Below are 16,606 nucleotides of genomic sequence, written 5' to 3'. Positions count from 1 at the left end.
GCGGGAATCACCCGGAGGGCGCACAGGAGGCAAGCGCTTGAGCGCGGACACACCGTGGGTAGGCGTCATCATGGGCGGCAAGAGCGACCTGGAGCATCTGCGCCCGGGAATCGACGTCCTCAAGGAGCTGGCCATTCCGCATGAGGTCCGGGTGGTGTCCGCCCACCGCACGCCGGATTGGATGATGCAGTACGCCGAGACGGCCGAGTCGCGGGGCCTGTCGGTCATCATCGCGGCGGCCGGAGGCGCGGCGCACCTGCCCGGCATGGTGGCCAGCAAGACGCTGCTGCCCGTGCTGGGCATCCCCATCCCCGCCACCGTGCTCAACGGCTTCGACGCGCTCATGTCCATCGTGCAGATGCCCAAGGGCGTGCCCGTGGGCACCATGGCCATCGGCAAGCCGGGCGCCGTCAACGCCGCCCTGTACGCCGCCGCCATCCTGTCGCTCAAGTACCCCGAGCTGCGCCCGCGGCTCGCCGCCTGGCGACAGGCCCGCACCAACGAGGTCCTCCAGGACCGGGAGCTCGCATGAGCACGCGCACCGTTCTTCCCGGCGGCACGATTGGCATCCTCGGCGGTGGACAGCTCGGCCGGATGATGGCGCTGTCCGCGCGCACGCTCGGCTATCAGGTGCAGTCGCTGGATCCGGATCCCGCGTGCTCGGCGCGCTTCGTGGTGGACCAGTGCTACACCGCCGACTTCGGCAGCGTCGACGAGGCCCGGCGGCTCGCGCGCGCGAGCGACGTGGTGACGCTGGAGATCGAGAAGATTCCCCTCGCCACCCTCAACGCCGTGGCCCAGCACGCCCCCATGCGTCCGGGCGCCCACGTCCTGGAGGTGGTGCAGAACCGGGGCCGGCAGCGCGCGTGGCTCGCCCAGGGCGGGTTTCCCCAGGGCCCATGGAAACAGGCGAACAGCGAGGCCGAGCTGACCTCGACGGTGGAGGCGCTGGGCGGCCGCTGCTTCGTGAAGGTGTGCGAGGGCGGCTATGACGGGCGCGGCCAGTACCCGGTGAAGTCCAGCGCCGAGGCCCCCCAGGCCTGGCGGGAGCTGGGCCAGCGGCCCGTGGTGGTGGAGGCCGCGCTGGACCTGGAGGCGGAGCTGTCCGTGCTGGTGGCGCGCTCGCCCCGGGGCGAGGTGGTGGTGTACCCGCCCGCCTACAACCACCACGAGGAGCGCATCCTCGACTGGTCCCTGCTGCCAGGACAGATTGCCCCCGACGTGAGCGCCCAGGCGGTGGAGCTGGGACGCGCCATGGCCACGGCGCTCGCGGTCGAGGGGTTGTTGGTGGTGGAGCTCTTCCTGCTCAAGGACGGCCGGCTCCTGGTGAACGAGCTGGCGCCACGCCCCCACAACAGCTTCCACGCCACCGAGGTGGCGTGCCTCACCAGCCAGTTCGAGCAGGCGGTGCGCGCGGTGTGCAACCTGCCCCTGGGCTCGGTGGAGGTGGTGCGCCCCGCGGCCATCGTCAACCTGCTCGGGGACTTGTGGTTGCGCGAGGGCGGGCCCCGCTTCGAGGCCGTGCTCGCCATGCCCGGCGTGCGCCTGCACCTGTATGGCAAGCGCGAGGCGCGCGCGGGCCGCAAGATGGGTCACCTGTCCGCCGTGGGCGCCACCCCCGAGGAGGCGCTCGCCCGCATCCAGGCCGCCCGCCAGGCCATGGGGGCTTGAGAGGAGCTCATGAAGACCAACGCGGCCCGCATCCTCGACTCGCTCGGCATCGCCTACACGCTGCGCGACTACGAGGTCGACCTGGAGGATCTGTCCGCCGAGTCCGTGGCCGCCAAGGTGGGGATGCCGCCGGAGCAGCTCTTCAAGACGCTCGTGGCCCGGGGCGACCGCACCGGCGTCCTCATGGCCGTGGTGCCGGGCAACGGGGAGTTGGATCTCAAGGCGCTCGCGCGGCTGAGCGGCGACCGGAAGGTGGACACCGTGCCACTCAAGGAGCTCCAGCCGCTCACGGGCTACGTGCGCGGCGGCTGCACGGCCATCGGCGCCAAGAAGGACTACCCCGTGTTCGTGGACGAGATGATCGAGCTGTTCGACACCATCTCCATCTCCGCGGGCATTCGCGGCACGCAGATCCTCCTCGCGCCCGCGGACTACCTCCGGGTCACCAAGGCCAAGGTCGGGCCCATCTCGCGCGACAAGACGTAGGGCCCCGCCCCGCTCCCGGTGGTCCTCAGTGCGAGGCGGTCTTCTCCGGCGGCACCCACGCCGGAAGAACGGCCTCGTCGATGCCCGTCTCTCCGTCCTGCTCCAACCGCGTCCTCACGTGGGGTGCCGTGCCCACCAGCACGTCCCGGCCGCCCTCGAAGCGCTGCGCCTTCACCAGCCCCAGGTACGCCCGATCCAACCGCAGCGCCCGCGCGGGCGAGGGCACGAGCAGCGTCGAGATGTCCCGCGTCAGCGCCTTCACCGCATCGGGCCTGAGCGTCCCATCCCCCCGGAAGAAGCGCGCCTGCACCTCGTCGTTGCTCCCGTAGTCGTCGCCTCCGCCCACCTGCTCCAGCCAGTGCGCGTATTCACCCCGGCCATCGGCGCGCCGGGGCTCCGGCAGGCCCTTCAGCCCACGCGTGTCCCAGTGGTACCAGCCCTCCTGCACGGCCGCGCCCGGCGCGTACTTGCGCGCGAAGCTGAACGTGCTGTCCGTCGTCGCCCCCACGCCGCCATGACACCCGATGCAGGCGGTGGTCTCCTCGACGTTCTGGGGCCGCAGCTCGCCGTCCGCCGCCTCGATGAACCCCTGCATCACCCAGCCCGTGCCCGTCCCCACCCCGCGCTCCACGTCCGCGTGCACCTTCTTGAGCACGTCCGGGTGCTTCATCTTCTCGCGAGCCTCGGCCTCGGCCGCCAGTTGCAGCTCGCTGTACGTGCGCCAGCGCGTCTTGCGCATGTAGCGCAGCTCCTTCATCCGCGCGGCCATGCGCACCTGGCCCCCCTCCACATCGAGGTAGCGCAGGCTGTGGAGGAACTCGGTGCCTCGCGGGTAGAGCCCCGCCGCGGGCCAGCCCTCTCGCGCCGCGTCCAACCCCGCCGCCTGCCCCACGTACCCGAACACGCGCCCCGGCCTCGGAGGCCAGACGAAGGCCACGCGCCTCGCCGTCCCCAGCACCCCATCCCCATCGAGATCCGAGCCCAGTTCCCGCTCGTCCGTGGCCGGCACCGGCACGTCCTCCCGCCGGATGAACGCCTCCAGGATGGCGAGGTTGAGGCGATAGATCTCCTTGCTCTCCCGCCCCGCCGCGTCGCGACGGAACGCCTCGGGCAACCGGATGAACACGTCCCCCGCGCTGCCATTGGTGGGCCAGAACATGCCCGGAAACGGCGCGTAGGCGAACGCCCGCCACCCCGTCATCAGCCCGTCCGGCGAATGATCGAAGCCCTCCCCGTCCGTCCGGAACCAGCAGTCCGGCGTGTAGCCCTCCCACCGGCCATCTCCATTGGCGTCCCACGCGGTCGGGGGCTTCGCCAGCGCCGTCGCCAACCGCAGCCCGCCGCTCGCGTCCACGTAGTTGCTCGCGCGCACCCAGGCCAGCACCTCGGCCTCGGACCACTCGACGGGCCGCGGCGGCTGGAGCACGTTCGTCCAGCGGTTGTCCTCCGCGTACCGCGACACCGTGAGCACCGTCTGGAGTTCCGCGTCCTCGACATAGTTCGGCGCCCGCGGGGTCTGATGGCACGCGAAGCAGCCATTGCGCGTCCGTCCCCCCTCCGTGCTCCGGGTGTCCGCGTAGCACTGCGCGGGCAGGTACGCCGAGGGGTTGGAGAGCCGGGGAGCGGCCCGCTCGGGAGCCGGCGGCAAAACCACCGTGAGTGCCTCGCCCACCTGGCGAAAGGGGTCCGGCGTGGGCGGAGGCAACCACGTCGAGCGCCACGCGGCGACGCCTCCCGCGGCGAACAGTCCCAGCACCAGCACCACGCTCGTCACTCTTCGGCGATCCATGTCCTGCCTTCACATGCGAACGCCGCGGAGCCCATCCGGGAGCACTCCCGGACCCGGCCCCGCGGCGGTGTCATGACTGGAGACTCAGTTCATCGCCGGGAACGGGCCGATGTAACCGGTGTACGACTTCGCCGCGCTCGCATCCGCACCCAGCTTGTCCGTGTCGGACTCGCCATACGGGTGCTGGACCTGGGCCTTGATGTACGCGTGGCCGTTGATGTCCGGGTAGAAGTAGACGCCCGTCGTCTCCGAGCCGTAGGGCGTGGAGAAGATGCGCGTGAGCTGGCGGGTGACGACGTTGTAGGCCCACACCACATCGTTCTGGTGGCCCTCGGTCGCGTCCTCGCCGATGAGCAGCGTGTCATACCCGTTGACGAAGCTCAGGTTGTCCGGATTGGCGATGCCGTTGATGCCGCACACGTTCCCGGTCGCCGGCTGCGCGGCGCCGTTGCTGTCCGGCAGCGTGAAGTCGGGAACATGATAAGGGCTGTTGCTCGGGTAGAGGCTGGCACCCGGCGCCTTGAGCCACACTCCCTCGACCAGCGCCGAGGCGGACTCGGCGACATAGTCACTGCCGACGTCCGCATTGGGCGAGACGACCAGCTCGTAGACCGCGCCACAGTCGTTCTGGGCGAGTTGCACGTGGTTGGGACCGCCCAGGTCGCGCGACGCATGCGCGTCGGTCATCCCGTTGTTCACCTCGCTGAAGGCCACGTAGAGGCGGTGGGTGGCGGGGTTGTACGCGAGCCCCTCGGTCTTGCGGAACTCGGTGGTGCCCCCGACGTAGGCCGCGTACCGGCGGCTCTCCAGGCGCGAGGCTGCCACTTCCTGGCCCGGCTTGAGCCGCAGGCACTCGCGGCCCGTCTCGGTGTTGACCGCGCGGAACCCCTGGCTCGCGCTGGGGCACGTCCCATCGGACGCCTGGGTCTCGACCTCGAAGATGTCGGAGAAGCGGATGCCTCCGTCGATCAGCGCCTTGACCTGCGCGTCCGTCGCGCTGGGGCCCAAGGGCAGCCAGTAGAGATCCGCCCGGCCCGCGCCCTGGCGCGCGGCGCTCGTCTGGAACCACCGCGCCGCGTAGAGCTTGCCCTCGGACAGGTCCCCGGGCCGCGTCGCCACGAACATGTAGAAGGCGTCGTTGGTCCCGTCGTCGGTCAGGTACACCGTCTTGCGGTCCGGCATCACATAGGCGAGCTCGAGCGCGCGCCGGCCCGCCGCGTAGTGCTTGGTGACGCTCGTCGTCCCCGAGCCGTCGACCGCGACCTCGACCACGTAGCCGTAGCGGTAGGGCGAATAGACGGCCCGCGCCTGCTCGAGGGTGGCCGTGGAGGCATCCAGCCCGAAGTAGCGCAGCATCGAGCGCTCGGACGAGCTGAGGCCGCTCACCGTGGTGGCCTTCTCGGTGGCACGCGCGTCCGGCGGATACTCCTCGCTGCCCAGGTGCGTGCCCCACGGCGACACGCTGCCCGCGCAGGGCGTCCACAGGCCGTCCACTCCCGAGAAGTCGATGGGCCGCGTGCTCAGGGCCGTGAGCTTGCCGTCCGGTGACTGGCGCAGCTCGGAGAGGTACATCGCCGCGGGCGTGGTCTCGAAGTGGGTGACCTCGAAGATGCGGTTGCCCGCCTGCAAGAGCGACGAGAAGTCATTGGACGGAGAGATGAAGTCCGAGCCGTCCGTGTTCTTCACCGGCTTGCCGTCCTTCTGGATCATCCGTCCGAAGAGCTGGCCGCCCAGGTCGTCGCCACTGCGCAGCACCGTCTCGTAGCCGATGGGGATCTCACGGCCATTCACGCTCGCCTTCGAGCTGGCGTAGACGGCCCGCTTCTCCGCCGGCGTGATCGCGGCGTTGATCGGCGCGAAGGCGAGCGACTTGACGACGCCCGGGGTGCCCGACTCGCCCGGGGCTCCCGGAGTGCCCGGCTCGCCCTGGGGACCCTGGGGACCCTGCGCTCCCGGCTCGCCTTGCGGCCCCTGGGAGCCCTGAGGCCCCGTGCCACCGCTGCACGCGGAGAGCGCGAGCACGGTCACCGACGCACATACCCAGCGCCCGGCCCGGCGCTCCCACTTCGATTGCCCAAATCGCATCGTGTCCTCGCTTCGGAGCACCAGCCCGAGGGGCGGCTCCGAGGGGGACGAACGCTACAAACGGCGTGTGGCGGTCACGCGACATGCGTGTGTCATGCCCGCCACGCGAGGCTCAGGGAATGACGGGGATGTGCTCCACGCCCTCGAAACGCACGTGGGCCCCGCGCCCGAGGCCCACCTTGCGGCTCCACCCGCCGGGCACCTCCAGCACGTAGCGGCCCGGCTCGCTCACGAAGCGCTGGACGAGCGAGCGCGGCGCGGCGTTCTCGATGATGCCCACCACGCGCCCCGCGGAGTTGATGAAGATCATGTCCAGGGGGATGAGCGTGTTGCGCATCCAGAAGCGCTGCACCTCCTCGTCCGGGAAGATGAAGAGCATGCCCTGACCCTCGGGCAGCTCCTTGCGCCACATCAGGCCGCGCGAGCGCGCGTCGGGAGTCGCCGCCACCTCCGCGTCCACCGCGTGCACGCCTCCAGACACATCCTCGAGCAACACCCGCGCCCGCGGCAACGTGGGCCCCACGTCATCCTCCCCATCCTGGTGCTTCACCTTCTGGTGCATCACCTTCCGGGCCGTGGGGGGCACCACCTCGTGCGCCACCTTGTCCCGGGCCTCGGCGGGCCGATAGCACGTCAGCCCCACCAGGGCCCAGAGTCCCCACGCCCCGTGGCGCCGGTTCATCCCCGGCTCATTCCATGTGCAGCTGCTTGTTGAGCAGCTTCTCGGTGAGCTGCGTGCCGAGGCTGTCCGCCATCAGCCGCTCCACCACGCCCTCGAACTCGGAGCGCTGGCGCTCGTCGTTGTAGATGAAGCGGATGCCCATGCCGGGCTCCTCCGCCTCGCCCTGGCTCCAGACCACCTCGCCGAGCAGCTCGAAGGGCCCGTCGCGCTGGGGCACGGTCAGCTTGAACAGGAAGCGCGTGCCGATGGGCAGCGGCTTCTTCGTCTTGATGAAGGTGCCTCCCTTGGAGATGTTCTTCGTGTAGTCGGCGAAGAACGAGTTGAGCTTCTTGTAGTCCACCTTCAGCTCGATGGGCGCGCGAGCGAATTGGCGGCTTTCGGCACCTGTCTTCTGTTCGGCCATGCCCGGCGGAGTATAGGAGAAGGTCATGCGCCAAGTCCTCATCCGTGCCACGAACCTCCTGCGGCGCCCCTCGGGATGGGTCCCCGCCGGGATTCTCGCGCTCGGCGGCTCGGCCCTCGTGCTGCTTCCCCTCTTCGGGGTGCCCGGCCTCGAGCTGGGCCTCGCCCTGTCCATCGGCGTGGGACTGCTCGGCGGCGGCCTCGGCATCGCCTCCGTCCACCAGGAGCGCCGCCTGCTCGCCACCCAGGCCGCCAGCCCCGAGGCCGGGGAGCCCCCGCGCCCGGGTGCGTCCATGCGGCTCGCCTGGAGAGCGCTCGCACCCGCACTGCTCGTCAACCTGGCCGTGCTCGTGCCGCCCTTCCTCGCCGCCACCCTCTACGCGTGGATTGGCACCCGGTGCGATCCCTTCGCCCTGGTGGGCTTCTACCCCCTGCTCACCCTGCCCTCCGCGGGGCTCGCCTCCGTCGTGGGCGTCTTCTGCGGCTTCGCCACCCGGCGCGCGGGCCGGGCCGGGTGGCTCTACGCCGGCATCCTCCTCGTGTCGCTGTGCGTCACCGTCTGGCCCATCGTCCTCGGGCCCCAGGTCTACGCCTTCAACGCCTTCCTGGGTCACCTGCCGGGGCCGCTCTACGACGAGACGCTCTCCCTGTCCTCCGCCCTGCTGTGGTTCCGCGCGGAGACGCTGCTGCTCATCTTCGCCGTCCACGCGCTCACCGAGCTGCTGCTCAACCCCACCGAGGCCCGGCTTGGCCGCCCCCGCCCACGCTTCGGGCCCCTGCTGCTGCTCGGCCTGACGCTCGGCCCGGTGGCCCTCATCGAGGCGCACGCGACGGACCTCGGCCTGCGCATGTCGGACGCCACGCTGCGCGAGCGGCTGGGGGGCGTGCGCGAGACGGAGCACTTCGAGTTCATCTACCCGCGCGCCCTGCGCCGCGAGGACGTGGACCGGCGCGCCCGCGACCTGGAGTTCCGCTACGCCCAGCTCGCGCGTTTCCTCGGCCGCGTGCCCGAGGGACGCATCCGCGTGTGGCTCTACTCCACCGACGACGAGAAGCAGCGGCTGGTGGGCGCCGGCCGCACCCAGTTCGCCAAGCCCTGGCGCCAGGAGCTGCACATCAACGGCCGGGACTACCCCCACCCCACGCTCAAGCACGAGCTGGCGCACGTCATGGCGGCGCCCTCGGGCAGCGGGCCCTTCCGCGTCACCACCCGGCTGGGCGTCTGGCCCCTCATGGGCGTCATCGAGGGCATGGCGGTGGCCGCGGACAACCCCGTGCAGGGAGACCTCACGCTCGACGAGTGGGCCGCGGGCATGCGCCGGCAGAAGCTCGCCCCGGACATCCGCAAGCTCGTGGGCCCCGAGGGCTTCTACCAATCCGCCCCCGCGCGCGCGTACACCCTGGTGGGCTCCTTCCTGCGCTACCTCGCCGACACCCACGGCCCGGACAAGCTGCGCCAGCTCTACGCCCACGCCGACTTCGAGGCCACCTACGGCCGTCCGCTCGACGCGCTCGCCACCGAGTGGGAGCGGCACCTGGACGCGCTGCCGCTCGACGAGGCCACGGTGAACCGCGCCTTCCAGCGCTTTCGCACCGGCAGCCTCTTCACCCGCTCGTGCGCCCGCGAGGTGGCGCGCCTGCAGGACGAGGCACGCGAGCTGCTCGCGGCCGATCCCCCCCGCGCGCTCGCCGCCTACGAGCGCGCCGCCCTCCTCCAGCCCCAGGAGCCCTCCTTCCGCATGGGCCAGGCCCTCGCCCTGGATCGGCTCGAGCGCCCCGACGAGGCCGCCCAGGTGCTCGCTCAGGTGGCCGAGCAGGTGAAGGATCAGCCCGCCTTGAAGGCCGAGGTGGTGCTCGCCCAGGCGGACGTGGAGTCGCGGCGCGGCCAGCTCGCGCCCGCGCGGGCCTTCCTCGAGCACGTCCTCACGCTCGCCCCCAGCCCGGAGGTGACGCGCACGGCGCAGGTGAAGCTCGCCGCGCTGGACTCGCCCGTGCGCTCCACGCTCCAGGCCTACTTCCAGGACGAGGCCGAGGAGCTGCGCCTGTTGCGGCTCGCCTCCGCCCTGCAGGTGGCCCCTCAGGACATCTATGTCCACTACCTGCTGGGCCGGCGCCTGCTCCAGGCGGGCGCCCCCGTCGCCGCCCTGCCCCACCTGTCGCGCACCGTCGAGGGCGAGGCCCCCGCCGCCATCCGCCGCGAGGCCCGCCGGCTCCAGGTCCAGGCGGCCTACCTCGCCGGGGACTGCGGCGCCGTGCGCCACGCCGTGGGGACCCTGCCCGACGAGGGCCCCGCCCTGCGCGCCCTCGTCACCGAGTGGGCCGAGCGCTGTGACTTCGAGGAGCGCCTCTACGGCGGCCCCCTGGTGCCCCGCGATGCTTTCCGCTAGACGCCCCCCCTCGCGGCACGGGGAATGCACCTTCTCGTGCGCGGTTGTGCCCCTTCACGGAGACCCTATCCCCATGAACGTCCGCCCGTTGTTCGTCACTGTTCTGCTGGTGCTCTCGGCCTGTGGCCCCCGCTACATCCCCGGCACGCAGATCAATGACACCGAGGACACCCGAGCCATTCTCAAGGTGATGGAGCGCTATCGCGCGGCCGTCGAGGCGCGCGACGCCAAGGCCATCCTGGCGCTCGTCTCACCGAACTTCCGGGACAACGCCGGCACGGAGGATCCCGTGGATGATCTGACGTCCGAGAACCTGGCCCAGGCGCTGCCGGCGCTGCTCAGCCGGGTGGACGCGCCCCGGCTGGAGATGGACGTGCGCCGGGTGGACGTGAAGCGCGACGGGTGGGCCACGGTCATCTACTACTGGAACGCGAGCTGGCGCGCGCCGGGGCTCATGGAGAGGCCCCAGCGCGACTCGGAGCTCGAGCAGATGGTGCTCCAGCGCGAGGACGGCGAGTGGCGCATCGTCACCGGCATCTGAGCCGGACAAGCGCGCGCGCTCACACGCCCACGAGCGCGCGCAGCCCCTCGGGCCCCATCTGGTGCAGGGCGCGCGCCCGGGCCAGGTAGGTGCGGAAGTCCTTGGGTGCCAATTTGTCAGGCGGCAGGCCGGACAGGTGGAAGTCGCGGATGCGGCTGGCGGTGTAGCGCACGGCGCCGAAGAGCGCGTGGCCGAAGAGGCTCTCGCGCTCGGCGGGCAGGAGCGTGCGCTGCACCTGGTAGCCGCGCAAGAGGCCCTGGCACAGCTCCGGGCGGTAGTGGCCCGAGTCGAAGCACCACGCGTTGAGGGTGATGGCCACGTCCAGCGTCAGCGCGTCCTGGCACGCCATCTCGAAGTCGAAGAGGGCGCTCACCCGCTCCCCCAGCCACTTCACGTTGTCGAGGAAGATGTCCGCGTGGATGACGCCGCGCGGCTCCAGTCCCCCGCGCAGGGACTCGGCGCGGGCGAGGTGGCCGTGCAGCTCCCGGGCGATGGCGGACAGCTCCGCGTCGGGGTGCTGCTCGAGTCCCTTCAACCAGCCGCGCACCACCTCCGGGCCGTAGGGATTGGCGCGCACGCCCAGGTAGGACGCGGCGACGCGGTGCAGCTTGCCCAGCTCCACGCCCAGTGCCTCCAGGTGCTCGGGGGTGAGCCGCTCGCGCGTGAGCTCCTCGCCCTCGAGCCACGCGAAGACGACCACGCGCCCGCCCTGCAACTCCAGGAAGGGCGAGCCGTCGCGGGTGGAGACGAGCCGGGGCGAGGGGAAGTGTGACGCGTTGAGCAACGCCAGCAGTCCCGCCTCGAAGTTCAGGTCATCCGCGGAGCGCACCGTGGTGTGGCGCACGAAGTAGCGGCCCGAGCTCGTCACCAGGCGGAAGTTGCTGTTGATGGAGCCCTGGGGAATGCCCGTCAGCTCCCGCACGGTGCCCAGCGCATAGGCGTCCACCAGCCGTTGGAGGGCCGCCGCGTCGAGTTGGGTATAGAGCGCCATGGAAGTCCTCACCCGCCCCCCGTTGCCGCCACGAGGGAGCGTGCCTATCTCCGAACGGCCCATCGTGACACCCCCCACAAGCTGAAACCATTCAAAACCTCGGAGGCGAGCCCATGGCCACGTCGAATGCAACCCCTGGTGGACCGAGGGGAGGGCGGCAGGGCCTCCGAGGCGCGCTCCTGCAGGTGGGACTGGTGGCGCTGCTGTGCACGGGAGCGGTGGCGTACCTCGTGCACCAGGGCTCGGTGCGCCGGGAAGTGAACACGCGGCTGAAGGCGGCGCGCGCCCTGGCCGTGCGCGACAACCCGGCGGACCTGCGCCAGGCCCTGGTGGAGCTGGACGCCCTGTTCCTCCTGGACGACCAGGTGAAAGATGCCCAGGCGCTGGCGGCCGACGTGAACACGCGCCTGTGGCTGGAGCACCAGCAGCCGGAGGCCCAGGCCCGGGCGCGCGAGCACCAGGCCCGTGCCGAGGCGATGGACTCGCGCTCGGGCGAGCGCTACGGCACCCACGCGCGGCTGCTGCTCGCCGAGGGGAAGACGGAAGAGGCCGGGAAGTACCTGGAGGAGCTCCAGGCCCAGGGCGCGAAGAACCCGAAGCTGGCCCTGGCCGAGGCCCAGGTGCTGCTCGCCCGGGGCCGGCTCGCCGAGGCGCGGCAGGCCTTCGCGCGGGCGAGTGAGGCGGCGTGGAGGGAGCCGCGCTATGCCCAGGCCCACGGGGAGGCCCTGCTCGACGAGGGACTGGCCGCCCAGGCCGCCGAGGCCTTCAAGAAGGCCACGGTCGCCTCCCCCGGGCACCTGCGCGCGCGCCTGTCGCTGGCGCTCGCCCGGCTCTACCAGGGCACGGGCCAGGAGGAGGCCCGGAAGACGGTGGCGGACGTGCTCTCGCGCGAGGCGGAGCTGTCCCCGCCCCTCAAGGCGCGGGCCCTGAGCGTGCGCGCGGCGCTGGCGCTGGCGGAGGAGCGGCCCGGCGACGCCCTCACGGCCGCGGCGGAGGCGCTCGCCGCGTCGCCGGACGAGTACCAGGCCCTGTTCCTGCGTGCGCGGGCACTGGCGCGGCGGGGGGACGCGGGCGCGCGCGAGGCCTTGCTCGCGGCGGTGGAGCGGCGGCGCACCGCGCCCCTGCTCTACCTCGAGGGGGCCCGGGTGCTCCGGGAGGCGCGCGACGGCGAGGGCGCGCTGAAGCTGCTGGATGCCTACGAGGCCGTCTTCCGTGACGTGCGGGTGCCCGCTGGCGAGGGCCAGGAAGTGGGCGCGCTGGAGCGGGATGAGCGCTACTGGCTCGCGCGGGGCGAGGTGATGGAGGCGCTGGCCCGCGGGGACGCCGCGCTGGAGGCGTATGATCGGGCCCTGGCGATCAAGGGCGTGGGCCGGGCGCGCGCCCAGTACGCCAAGGCGGCGCTGCTGCTGTCGCGCGGGGACGCGGCCAGCGCCCGGCCCCTGCTCGCGGAGCTGACGCCGGAGAATGGAATGGGCGCGCTGCCCGAGGCCTACGAGGCCATGGGCCGCCTGCTCTTCTCCCAGGGAGAGTTCGCCCAGGGCTGCCAGCACTACTACGTGGGCCTGAGCCGCGCGCACCAGCAGGGCGCGACCCCGGAGGCGCTCCAGCGCAAGGCGACGGACGTGGAGCGGCGCCTGACGGACTCGGGCCAGGCCGCCATGGCCCGCACCTGGAAGACCGAGACGGACGCGCTGCTGCGCCAGGTGGGCGGGCTCTAGAAGAGCTCGCCGGGACTCAGGCCCCGGTGCTTCGCGCTCACCACGCGCCACTCCCCATCCGCCTGCTTATCGAAGCGGGCCTCGATGAGGTAGGCGCTCAGCACGCTGTCGCGCGCCAGGTTCTCCAGCGTGTCCGCCTCCGAGCGGCCGAAGATGAGCTTCACCTGCACGTCGCCCTGGCTCGGAGACACCTCCGTCACATGCAGGTCCTTCACGAAGACGCGCACCCACTGGCCGCGCAGCACCTGCCCCAGCAACACGCCCTTGAGCTGCTGCTTGTCCCAGCCCTGCTCCGAGCGGAAGGACTCGGCCACGCCGTCCATCAGCTCGGCCATGTCCTTGCGCTCGGCGGCGTCGCTCATCTGCAGCACCCGCCGGGTGATGGCGTCCTTCACCCCCGGCTCCTGCTGGGGCCAGAGGGCGAGCACCACGCCCGCGGCGAGCAGCGCCAGCACCACCCCCAACACCTGACCTCGGGACAGCGTCATCACACGCTCCCGGTGCCCGGGGCATCCACTTCCAGCAGCTCGTCCGCGTCGAGGATCTCCGCGGGCCGCAGCGCCTCGCCGATCTGCTTGAGCCGGCGGTCGGACAGCTGCTCGAGGTACTTCTGGATGTGCGGGTACTTCTTCACCAGCTCATGGAAGGCCGCGCGCGCGAGGAAGGCGGCGGCCGTCTTGCGCGCGGCCACCACGGTGGCCGTGGCGCGCAGGCCCGTGAGCAGGGAGATCTCCCCGGCCACCTCGCCCTCGCGCAGCACGCCCAGGCGCACGGTGCCTCCCGCGGGATCCTCCTTCTGCACCACCAGCTCGCCGGCCAGCACCAGGAAGAGGCCCGGGGAGTGCTCGCCCTCCACCAGCACCTTCTCCCCGGGCGGCAGGGCGCGGAAGTCGAAGCGCTGCAGGAGCGCGGCGCGCTCGGACTCGGGCATGGGCTGGAACAGGGGCGAGGTGGCGATGAGGTTGCGCTCCATGCGCTTGTGCGCGAACTGCGCCAGCACCTGCGGCACCGAGGGGTGGTTCTTGGCCACCGCGTTGAGGTGCTCGCGGCGCACCTCGAAGACCTCCAGGTCCACCACGGCCGTCACGGTGGCCGTGGAGGGAGCGCCCGTGAGCAGCGACAGCTCGCCGAAGATGGAACCGCCCCCGAGGAAGCCCAGCGTCCGGGCCTCCTCGCCCACCTGCCGCGTCACCTCCGCCTTGCCGGCGACGAGGACATACAGCCGGTCGGGGCTGTCGTTCTCGGCGCTCACCACCTCGTCGGCCTTGATGGAGCGGTAGCCCATGCGGGTGACGAGGTCGATGAAGGCCTCCAGGTCCAGCTCGGCGAAGAGCGGCAGGGGGGGCCGATCTCCCGGGTTGGCGCTGCCGCCGGGGTCCGGCGCGGCGAGCACCTCGATGGCGCGGTCGCTCAGCTCCTCGCCCACCATGCCCATCAGGTCCGTCTCCACCTTGCCGTCATAGAGCGTCTCGGGCGGCAGCGGCGGCGGCACCGAGGCGCGCCCGGCCGCGCTGCGCGAGGCGCGTGCATGCAGCCGCACCAGCGTGTCGCGCAGGCGCCGCTCCTGGGGCGCCAGCTCCAGTCCCAGCTTGCATGCCGCCATGGCGGACAGCAGGTAGTCGCGCCGCAACAGGCCCTCGGCGCACGCGTGGTACACGGTGACGGCGCGCTCGCGCTCGCCCAGCTCCGCCAGGCAGCGCGCCGCCATCATCCGCGAGCGATGGTCCGCGGGCACCCGGCGCACCGACTCGGCGAACACCGCCAGTGCCCGCTCGAACTGCCGATCCTCCAGCAGATCCCACCCCAGTTCCCGCAACGATGACTCGTTCATCTGGCTCCTCCCGCGCTGGCGCGCGACCCTAGCGCACCTGACTACGGGGCCGTGTCCCGAAGTTGCTCCTCGGCCTGGATCTTCAGCACCGAGCCCTCGGCGGCCAGCTCGGCGATCATCCGGAACGTCTCCATGGAGCGCTCGGGATCCCGATCCCGCTGCATGTAGGCCTGCCGGTAGACGTCCTCCAGCCGCGACTGCAGGGCCGCCTGTCCCTCCCGGGCCCGGGGATCCTCCGGGTTGAGGCGCGTGGCCTCCTGGAAGAACCCGGCCGCGCCGGGCAGATCCTTGCGCGCCAGGGCCGCCTTGCCCGCGACCACGGAGGACTGCACGAGCTGGCCGCGGATCGTCTCCCCCACGGCGCCCTTGAAGCCGATCTGCCGGTAGAGGTCCGCCGCCGAGCGCAGGGGGCGCGCCGCGGACTCCAGCGCGTTGGAGCTCACCTTGCGCTGGGCGTCCTGGTAGACGCGTTCGAACTGGGGGATGAGCTTCTTGAGCAGCCGGGCCCGCTCGCGGATCTCCTTGTCGGCCGCGTGCTGCTCGATGACCCGGTCACACTCGAGCACCGCGCGCGCGTAGTCCCCCGCGTCGAAGCGCTGCTGCACGGGGCTGAAGGCGGCGAGGACGAACGCCTCGCGCTGGGCCTGGGCCTGACGGGCGGCGGCGGCCCGGCGGTTGTTCTCCTGCAGCTCCGCGTCCACGGCCTCCTGGGCGAGCACCGACTCCAGCTCCGCCACCCGGGCCAGGTAGGGCGGCTGGCGATCCGCGGGCAGCCGGGAGATGAGCATGTGCGCCGTGGACACGTCGCGGGCCTCCAGCGCGGCCTCCACCTGCTTCACCTGGTAGGCGAACTCGGCCTTGGCCAGCTCGTCCTCGAGCTTCACCCGCGCCTCCGCGGTCTTCGCCGCGGTGCCAGGGGGCGTCGACGTGAGCAGCTCACGCGCCTTGGCGAACTCGAAGGCGCCCATGAGCGCGCGCACCTCGTCGAAGGCCTTCACGATGGACAGCTCCTTGCGAGCCGCCGCCAGGAAGTTCTCCGCGTCCATGCCCGGAGCGAGCCCGTCGGCCTGCTCGGCCAGGTCCACCGCCTCCGCGTAGTCGCCGCGCCGGAAGGAGTTGCGCGCCTCCTGCAACAGCGTCTGGGCGCGCAGCTGCTTGGGCGTGAGGGGGGCGGGCTCCGAGGAGTCGCGCTTGAGGAAGAGCACCCCGCCGCCAATGAGCGCGAGCACCAGCACGAGCACGCCCGCGACCATCAGCCGCAAGGGGTCGCGCGGGGGCGGCTTCGGGGGGAGCGCCTTGGCCGCCTCCTTCTCCTTGGCCTCCGCCTCCGCCGCGGCTGCCGCGGCCTCCTCCTCCTCGGCCTTCTTCCGGGCGGCTTCCGCCTCCTCCTCGGCCTTCTTCCGGGCCTCCTCCTCCTCGAGCGCGCGGCGCTCGGCCTCCTCCTTCTCCTTGCGCTCGGCCTCCTCTTCCTCCTGCCGCTTGCGCCGGATCCGCTCCAGCTCGTCGACGAAGCGGATGCTGGTGCGGCCAATGGTGATGACGTCGTCGTGGTTGAGGCGCACCTCCTCCACGCGCTCGTCGTTCACCCGGGTGCCGTTGCCGCTGACCAGGTCGCGCAGCATCATCCCCGACTCGCCGCCGTACACCAGCTCCACGTGGCGGCGCGACACGGACTGGTCCCCGAGCGTCAGCTCGCAGTCCACGCCCCGGCCGATCACCATGCGCACGCCCTGGAAGCGCTTGCGCCGGCCCCGATCCGGCCCCTCGATGATCTCCAGCGTCAGCGGCGGCCCGGCCCGCGTGGCGTCCGGATTGTCGTCCTCCTCCTGGAAGGACTGCTCCCCGTCGTAGGCGCCCTCGTCCTCGGAGGGCGGCGCGTCCTCCTCCTGCTCCTCCACCTCCTCGCTCTCCTCGACGGGAGGCCGGGCCCGGGCGGAGGTGGTGGACGGATGGCGAGAGGGGTCGCGACGGTTGGGAGGCATGGCGGCGCGCATCTTACTCCCCCCGTGCCCGCCTCCCCAGC

Annotated in this window: 14 protein-coding genes; 6 read left to right on the top strand and 8 right to left on the bottom strand. The window is 71.9% G+C overall.

Annotated features, from left to right (window positions below; all coding sequences use genetic code 11):
* The first annotated feature begins 70 nt into the window (after positions 1 to 70).
* Genes purE through ybaK form a run of 3 tightly spaced genes read left to right on the top strand, consistent with a single transcriptional unit; the run spans position 71 to position 2,157 of the window.
* Positions 71 to 532, top strand: a complete 462-nt coding sequence (purE, locus tag F0U63_RS13595; RefSeq protein WP_395848368.1) for a 5-(carboxyamino)imidazole ribonucleotide mutase — start codon at positions 71 to 73, stop codon at positions 530 to 532.
* Entirely contained in the window at positions 529 to 1,671 is a 1,143-nt protein-coding gene (gene purK / locus F0U63_RS13590) for a 5-(carboxyamino)imidazole ribonucleotide synthase (protein WP_395846320.1), read from the top strand. The genes purE and purK overlap by 4 nt, the downstream gene beginning before the upstream one ends.
* Positions 1,672 to 1,680: 9 nt before the next feature.
* Entirely contained in the window at positions 1,681 to 2,157 is a 477-nt protein-coding gene (gene ybaK / locus F0U63_RS13585) for a Cys-tRNA(Pro) deacylase (protein WP_395846319.1), read from the top strand.
* Positions 2,158 to 2,182: 25 nt separating this feature from the next.
* Here ybaK and F0U63_RS13580 read toward each other — a convergent pair whose 3' ends face one another.
* The 4 genes from F0U63_RS13580 to F0U63_RS13565 all read right to left on the bottom strand — a co-directional run bounded on the left by F0U63_RS13580 (position 2,183) and on the right by F0U63_RS13565 (position 7,143).
* The gene (locus F0U63_RS13580; protein ID WP_395846318.1) at positions 2,183 to 3,946 is read right to left on the bottom strand and encodes a hypothetical protein; all 1,764 of its coding nucleotides are present in this window, start codon (positions 3,944 to 3,946) and stop codon (positions 2,183 to 2,185) included.
* 84 nt (positions 3,947 to 4,030) lie between these two features.
* The gene (locus tag F0U63_RS13575) at positions 4,031 to 6,031 is read right to left on the bottom strand and encodes an alkaline phosphatase PhoX (RefSeq protein ID WP_395846317.1); all 2,001 of its coding nucleotides are present in this window, start codon (positions 6,029 to 6,031) and stop codon (positions 4,031 to 4,033) included.
* Between the two features lie 112 nt (positions 6,032 to 6,143).
* Complete coding sequence (locus F0U63_RS13570) at positions 6,144 to 6,713, bottom strand: DUF192 domain-containing protein (RefSeq protein WP_395846316.1); 570 nt, start codon at positions 6,711 to 6,713, stop codon at positions 6,144 to 6,146.
* 7 nt (positions 6,714 to 6,720) lie between these two features.
* Entirely contained in the window at positions 6,721 to 7,143 is a 423-nt protein-coding gene (locus tag F0U63_RS13565) for a TIGR02266 family protein (RefSeq protein ID WP_395846315.1), read from the bottom strand.
* Here F0U63_RS13565 and F0U63_RS13560 point away from each other — a divergent pair.
* Both F0U63_RS13560 and F0U63_RS13555 read left to right on the top strand, forming a co-directional pair.
* Positions 7,142 to 9,502, top strand: a complete 2,361-nt coding sequence (locus F0U63_RS13560) for a hypothetical protein (protein WP_395846314.1) — start codon at positions 7,142 to 7,144, stop codon at positions 9,500 to 9,502. The two genes, F0U63_RS13565 and F0U63_RS13560, sit on opposite strands and share 2 nt — an antisense overlap.
* 73 nt (positions 9,503 to 9,575) lie before the next feature.
* Positions 9,576 to 10,043 (top strand): YybH family protein, encoded by a 468-nt coding sequence (locus F0U63_RS13555; RefSeq protein ID WP_395846313.1) that lies wholly within the window; start codon positions 9,576 to 9,578, stop codon positions 10,041 to 10,043.
* A 19-nt stretch (positions 10,044 to 10,062) separates the two neighbouring features.
* On the opposite strand, the gene F0U63_RS13550 is transcribed toward F0U63_RS13555, so the two are convergent.
* The gene (locus F0U63_RS13550) at positions 10,063 to 11,034 is read right to left on the bottom strand and encodes a homoserine kinase (protein ID WP_395846312.1); all 972 of its coding nucleotides are present in this window, start codon (positions 11,032 to 11,034) and stop codon (positions 10,063 to 10,065) included.
* 113 nt (positions 11,035 to 11,147) lie between these two features.
* On the opposite strand from F0U63_RS13550, the gene F0U63_RS13545 reads away from it, so the two are divergent.
* Positions 11,148 to 12,752, top strand: a complete 1,605-nt coding sequence (locus tag F0U63_RS13545; RefSeq protein WP_395846311.1) for a tetratricopeptide repeat protein — start codon at positions 11,148 to 11,150, stop codon at positions 12,750 to 12,752.
* On the opposite strand, the gene F0U63_RS13540 is transcribed toward F0U63_RS13545, so the two are convergent.
* The 3 genes from F0U63_RS13540 to F0U63_RS13530 are packed head-to-tail and all read right to left on the bottom strand — an operon-like array spanning position 12,749 to position 16,565.
* Positions 12,749 to 13,240, bottom strand: coding sequence for a hypothetical protein (locus tag F0U63_RS13540; RefSeq protein ID WP_395846310.1), 492 nt, complete (start codon positions 13,238 to 13,240; stop codon positions 12,749 to 12,751). The genes F0U63_RS13545 and F0U63_RS13540 overlap by 4 nt on opposite strands.
* Positions 13,240 to 14,583, bottom strand: a complete 1,344-nt coding sequence (locus F0U63_RS13535; RefSeq protein WP_395846309.1) for a cyclic nucleotide-binding domain-containing protein — start codon at positions 14,581 to 14,583, stop codon at positions 13,240 to 13,242. The genes F0U63_RS13540 and F0U63_RS13535 overlap by 1 nt, the downstream gene beginning before the upstream one ends.
* A 41-nt stretch (positions 14,584 to 14,624) precedes the next feature.
* Complete coding sequence (locus F0U63_RS13530) at positions 14,625 to 16,565, bottom strand: FHA domain-containing protein (RefSeq protein ID WP_395846308.1); 1,941 nt, start codon at positions 16,563 to 16,565, stop codon at positions 14,625 to 14,627.
* Positions 16,566 to 16,606 lie beyond the last annotated feature (41 nt).

The sequence above is a fragment of the Cystobacter fuscus genome, from assembly GCF_044360685.1.
Classification (GTDB): Bacteria; Myxococcota; Myxococcia; order Myxococcales; family Myxococcaceae; genus Cystobacter; species Cystobacter fuscus_C.
The sequence above is the reverse complement of the archived record's forward strand: the minus strand, read 5'-3'. Positions and strand labels throughout refer to the sequence as shown.

What these genes read in the sequence shown, in the direction of transcription:
- purE (WP_395848368.1), top strand. Translation starts at nt 71, where the DNA reads ATGGGCGGCAAGAGCGACCTGGAGCATCTGCGCCCGGGAATCGACGTC.
- purK (WP_395846320.1), top strand. Translation starts at nt 529, where the DNA reads ATGAGCACGCGCACCGTTCTTCCCGGCGGCACGATTGGCATCCTCGGC.
- ybaK (WP_395846319.1), top strand. Translation starts at nt 1,681, where the DNA reads ATGAAGACCAACGCGGCCCGCATCCTCGACTCGCTCGGCATCGCCTAC.
- F0U63_RS13580 (WP_395846318.1), bottom strand. Translation starts at nt 3,946, where the DNA reads ATGGATCGCCGAAGAGTGACGAGCGTGGTGCTGGTGCTGGGACTGTTC.
- F0U63_RS13575 (WP_395846317.1), bottom strand. Translation starts at nt 6,031, where the DNA reads ATGCGATTTGGGCAATCGAAGTGGGAGCGCCGGGCCGGGCGCTGGGTA.
- F0U63_RS13570 (WP_395846316.1), bottom strand. Translation starts at nt 6,713, where the DNA reads ATGAACCGGCGCCACGGGGCGTGGGGACTCTGGGCCCTGGTGGGGCTG.
- F0U63_RS13560 (WP_395846314.1), top strand. Translation starts at nt 7,142, where the DNA reads ATGCGCCAAGTCCTCATCCGTGCCACGAACCTCCTGCGGCGCCCCTCG.
- F0U63_RS13565 (WP_395846315.1), bottom strand. Translation starts at nt 7,143, where the DNA reads ATGACCTTCTCCTATACTCCGCCGGGCATGGCCGAACAGAAGACAGGT.
- F0U63_RS13555 (WP_395846313.1), top strand. Translation starts at nt 9,576, where the DNA reads ATGAACGTCCGCCCGTTGTTCGTCACTGTTCTGCTGGTGCTCTCGGCC.
- F0U63_RS13550 (WP_395846312.1), bottom strand. Translation starts at nt 11,034, where the DNA reads ATGGCGCTCTATACCCAACTCGACGCGGCGGCCCTCCAACGGCTGGTG.
- F0U63_RS13545 (WP_395846311.1), top strand. Translation starts at nt 11,148, where the DNA reads ATGGCCACGTCGAATGCAACCCCTGGTGGACCGAGGGGAGGGCGGCAG.
- F0U63_RS13540 (WP_395846310.1), bottom strand. Translation starts at nt 13,240, where the DNA reads ATGACGCTGTCCCGAGGTCAGGTGTTGGGGGTGGTGCTGGCGCTGCTC.
- F0U63_RS13535 (WP_395846309.1), bottom strand. Translation starts at nt 14,583, where the DNA reads ATGAACGAGTCATCGTTGCGGGAACTGGGGTGGGATCTGCTGGAGGAT.
- F0U63_RS13530 (WP_395846308.1), bottom strand. Translation starts at nt 16,565, where the DNA reads ATGCCTCCCAACCGTCGCGACCCCTCTCGCCATCCGTCCACCACCTCC.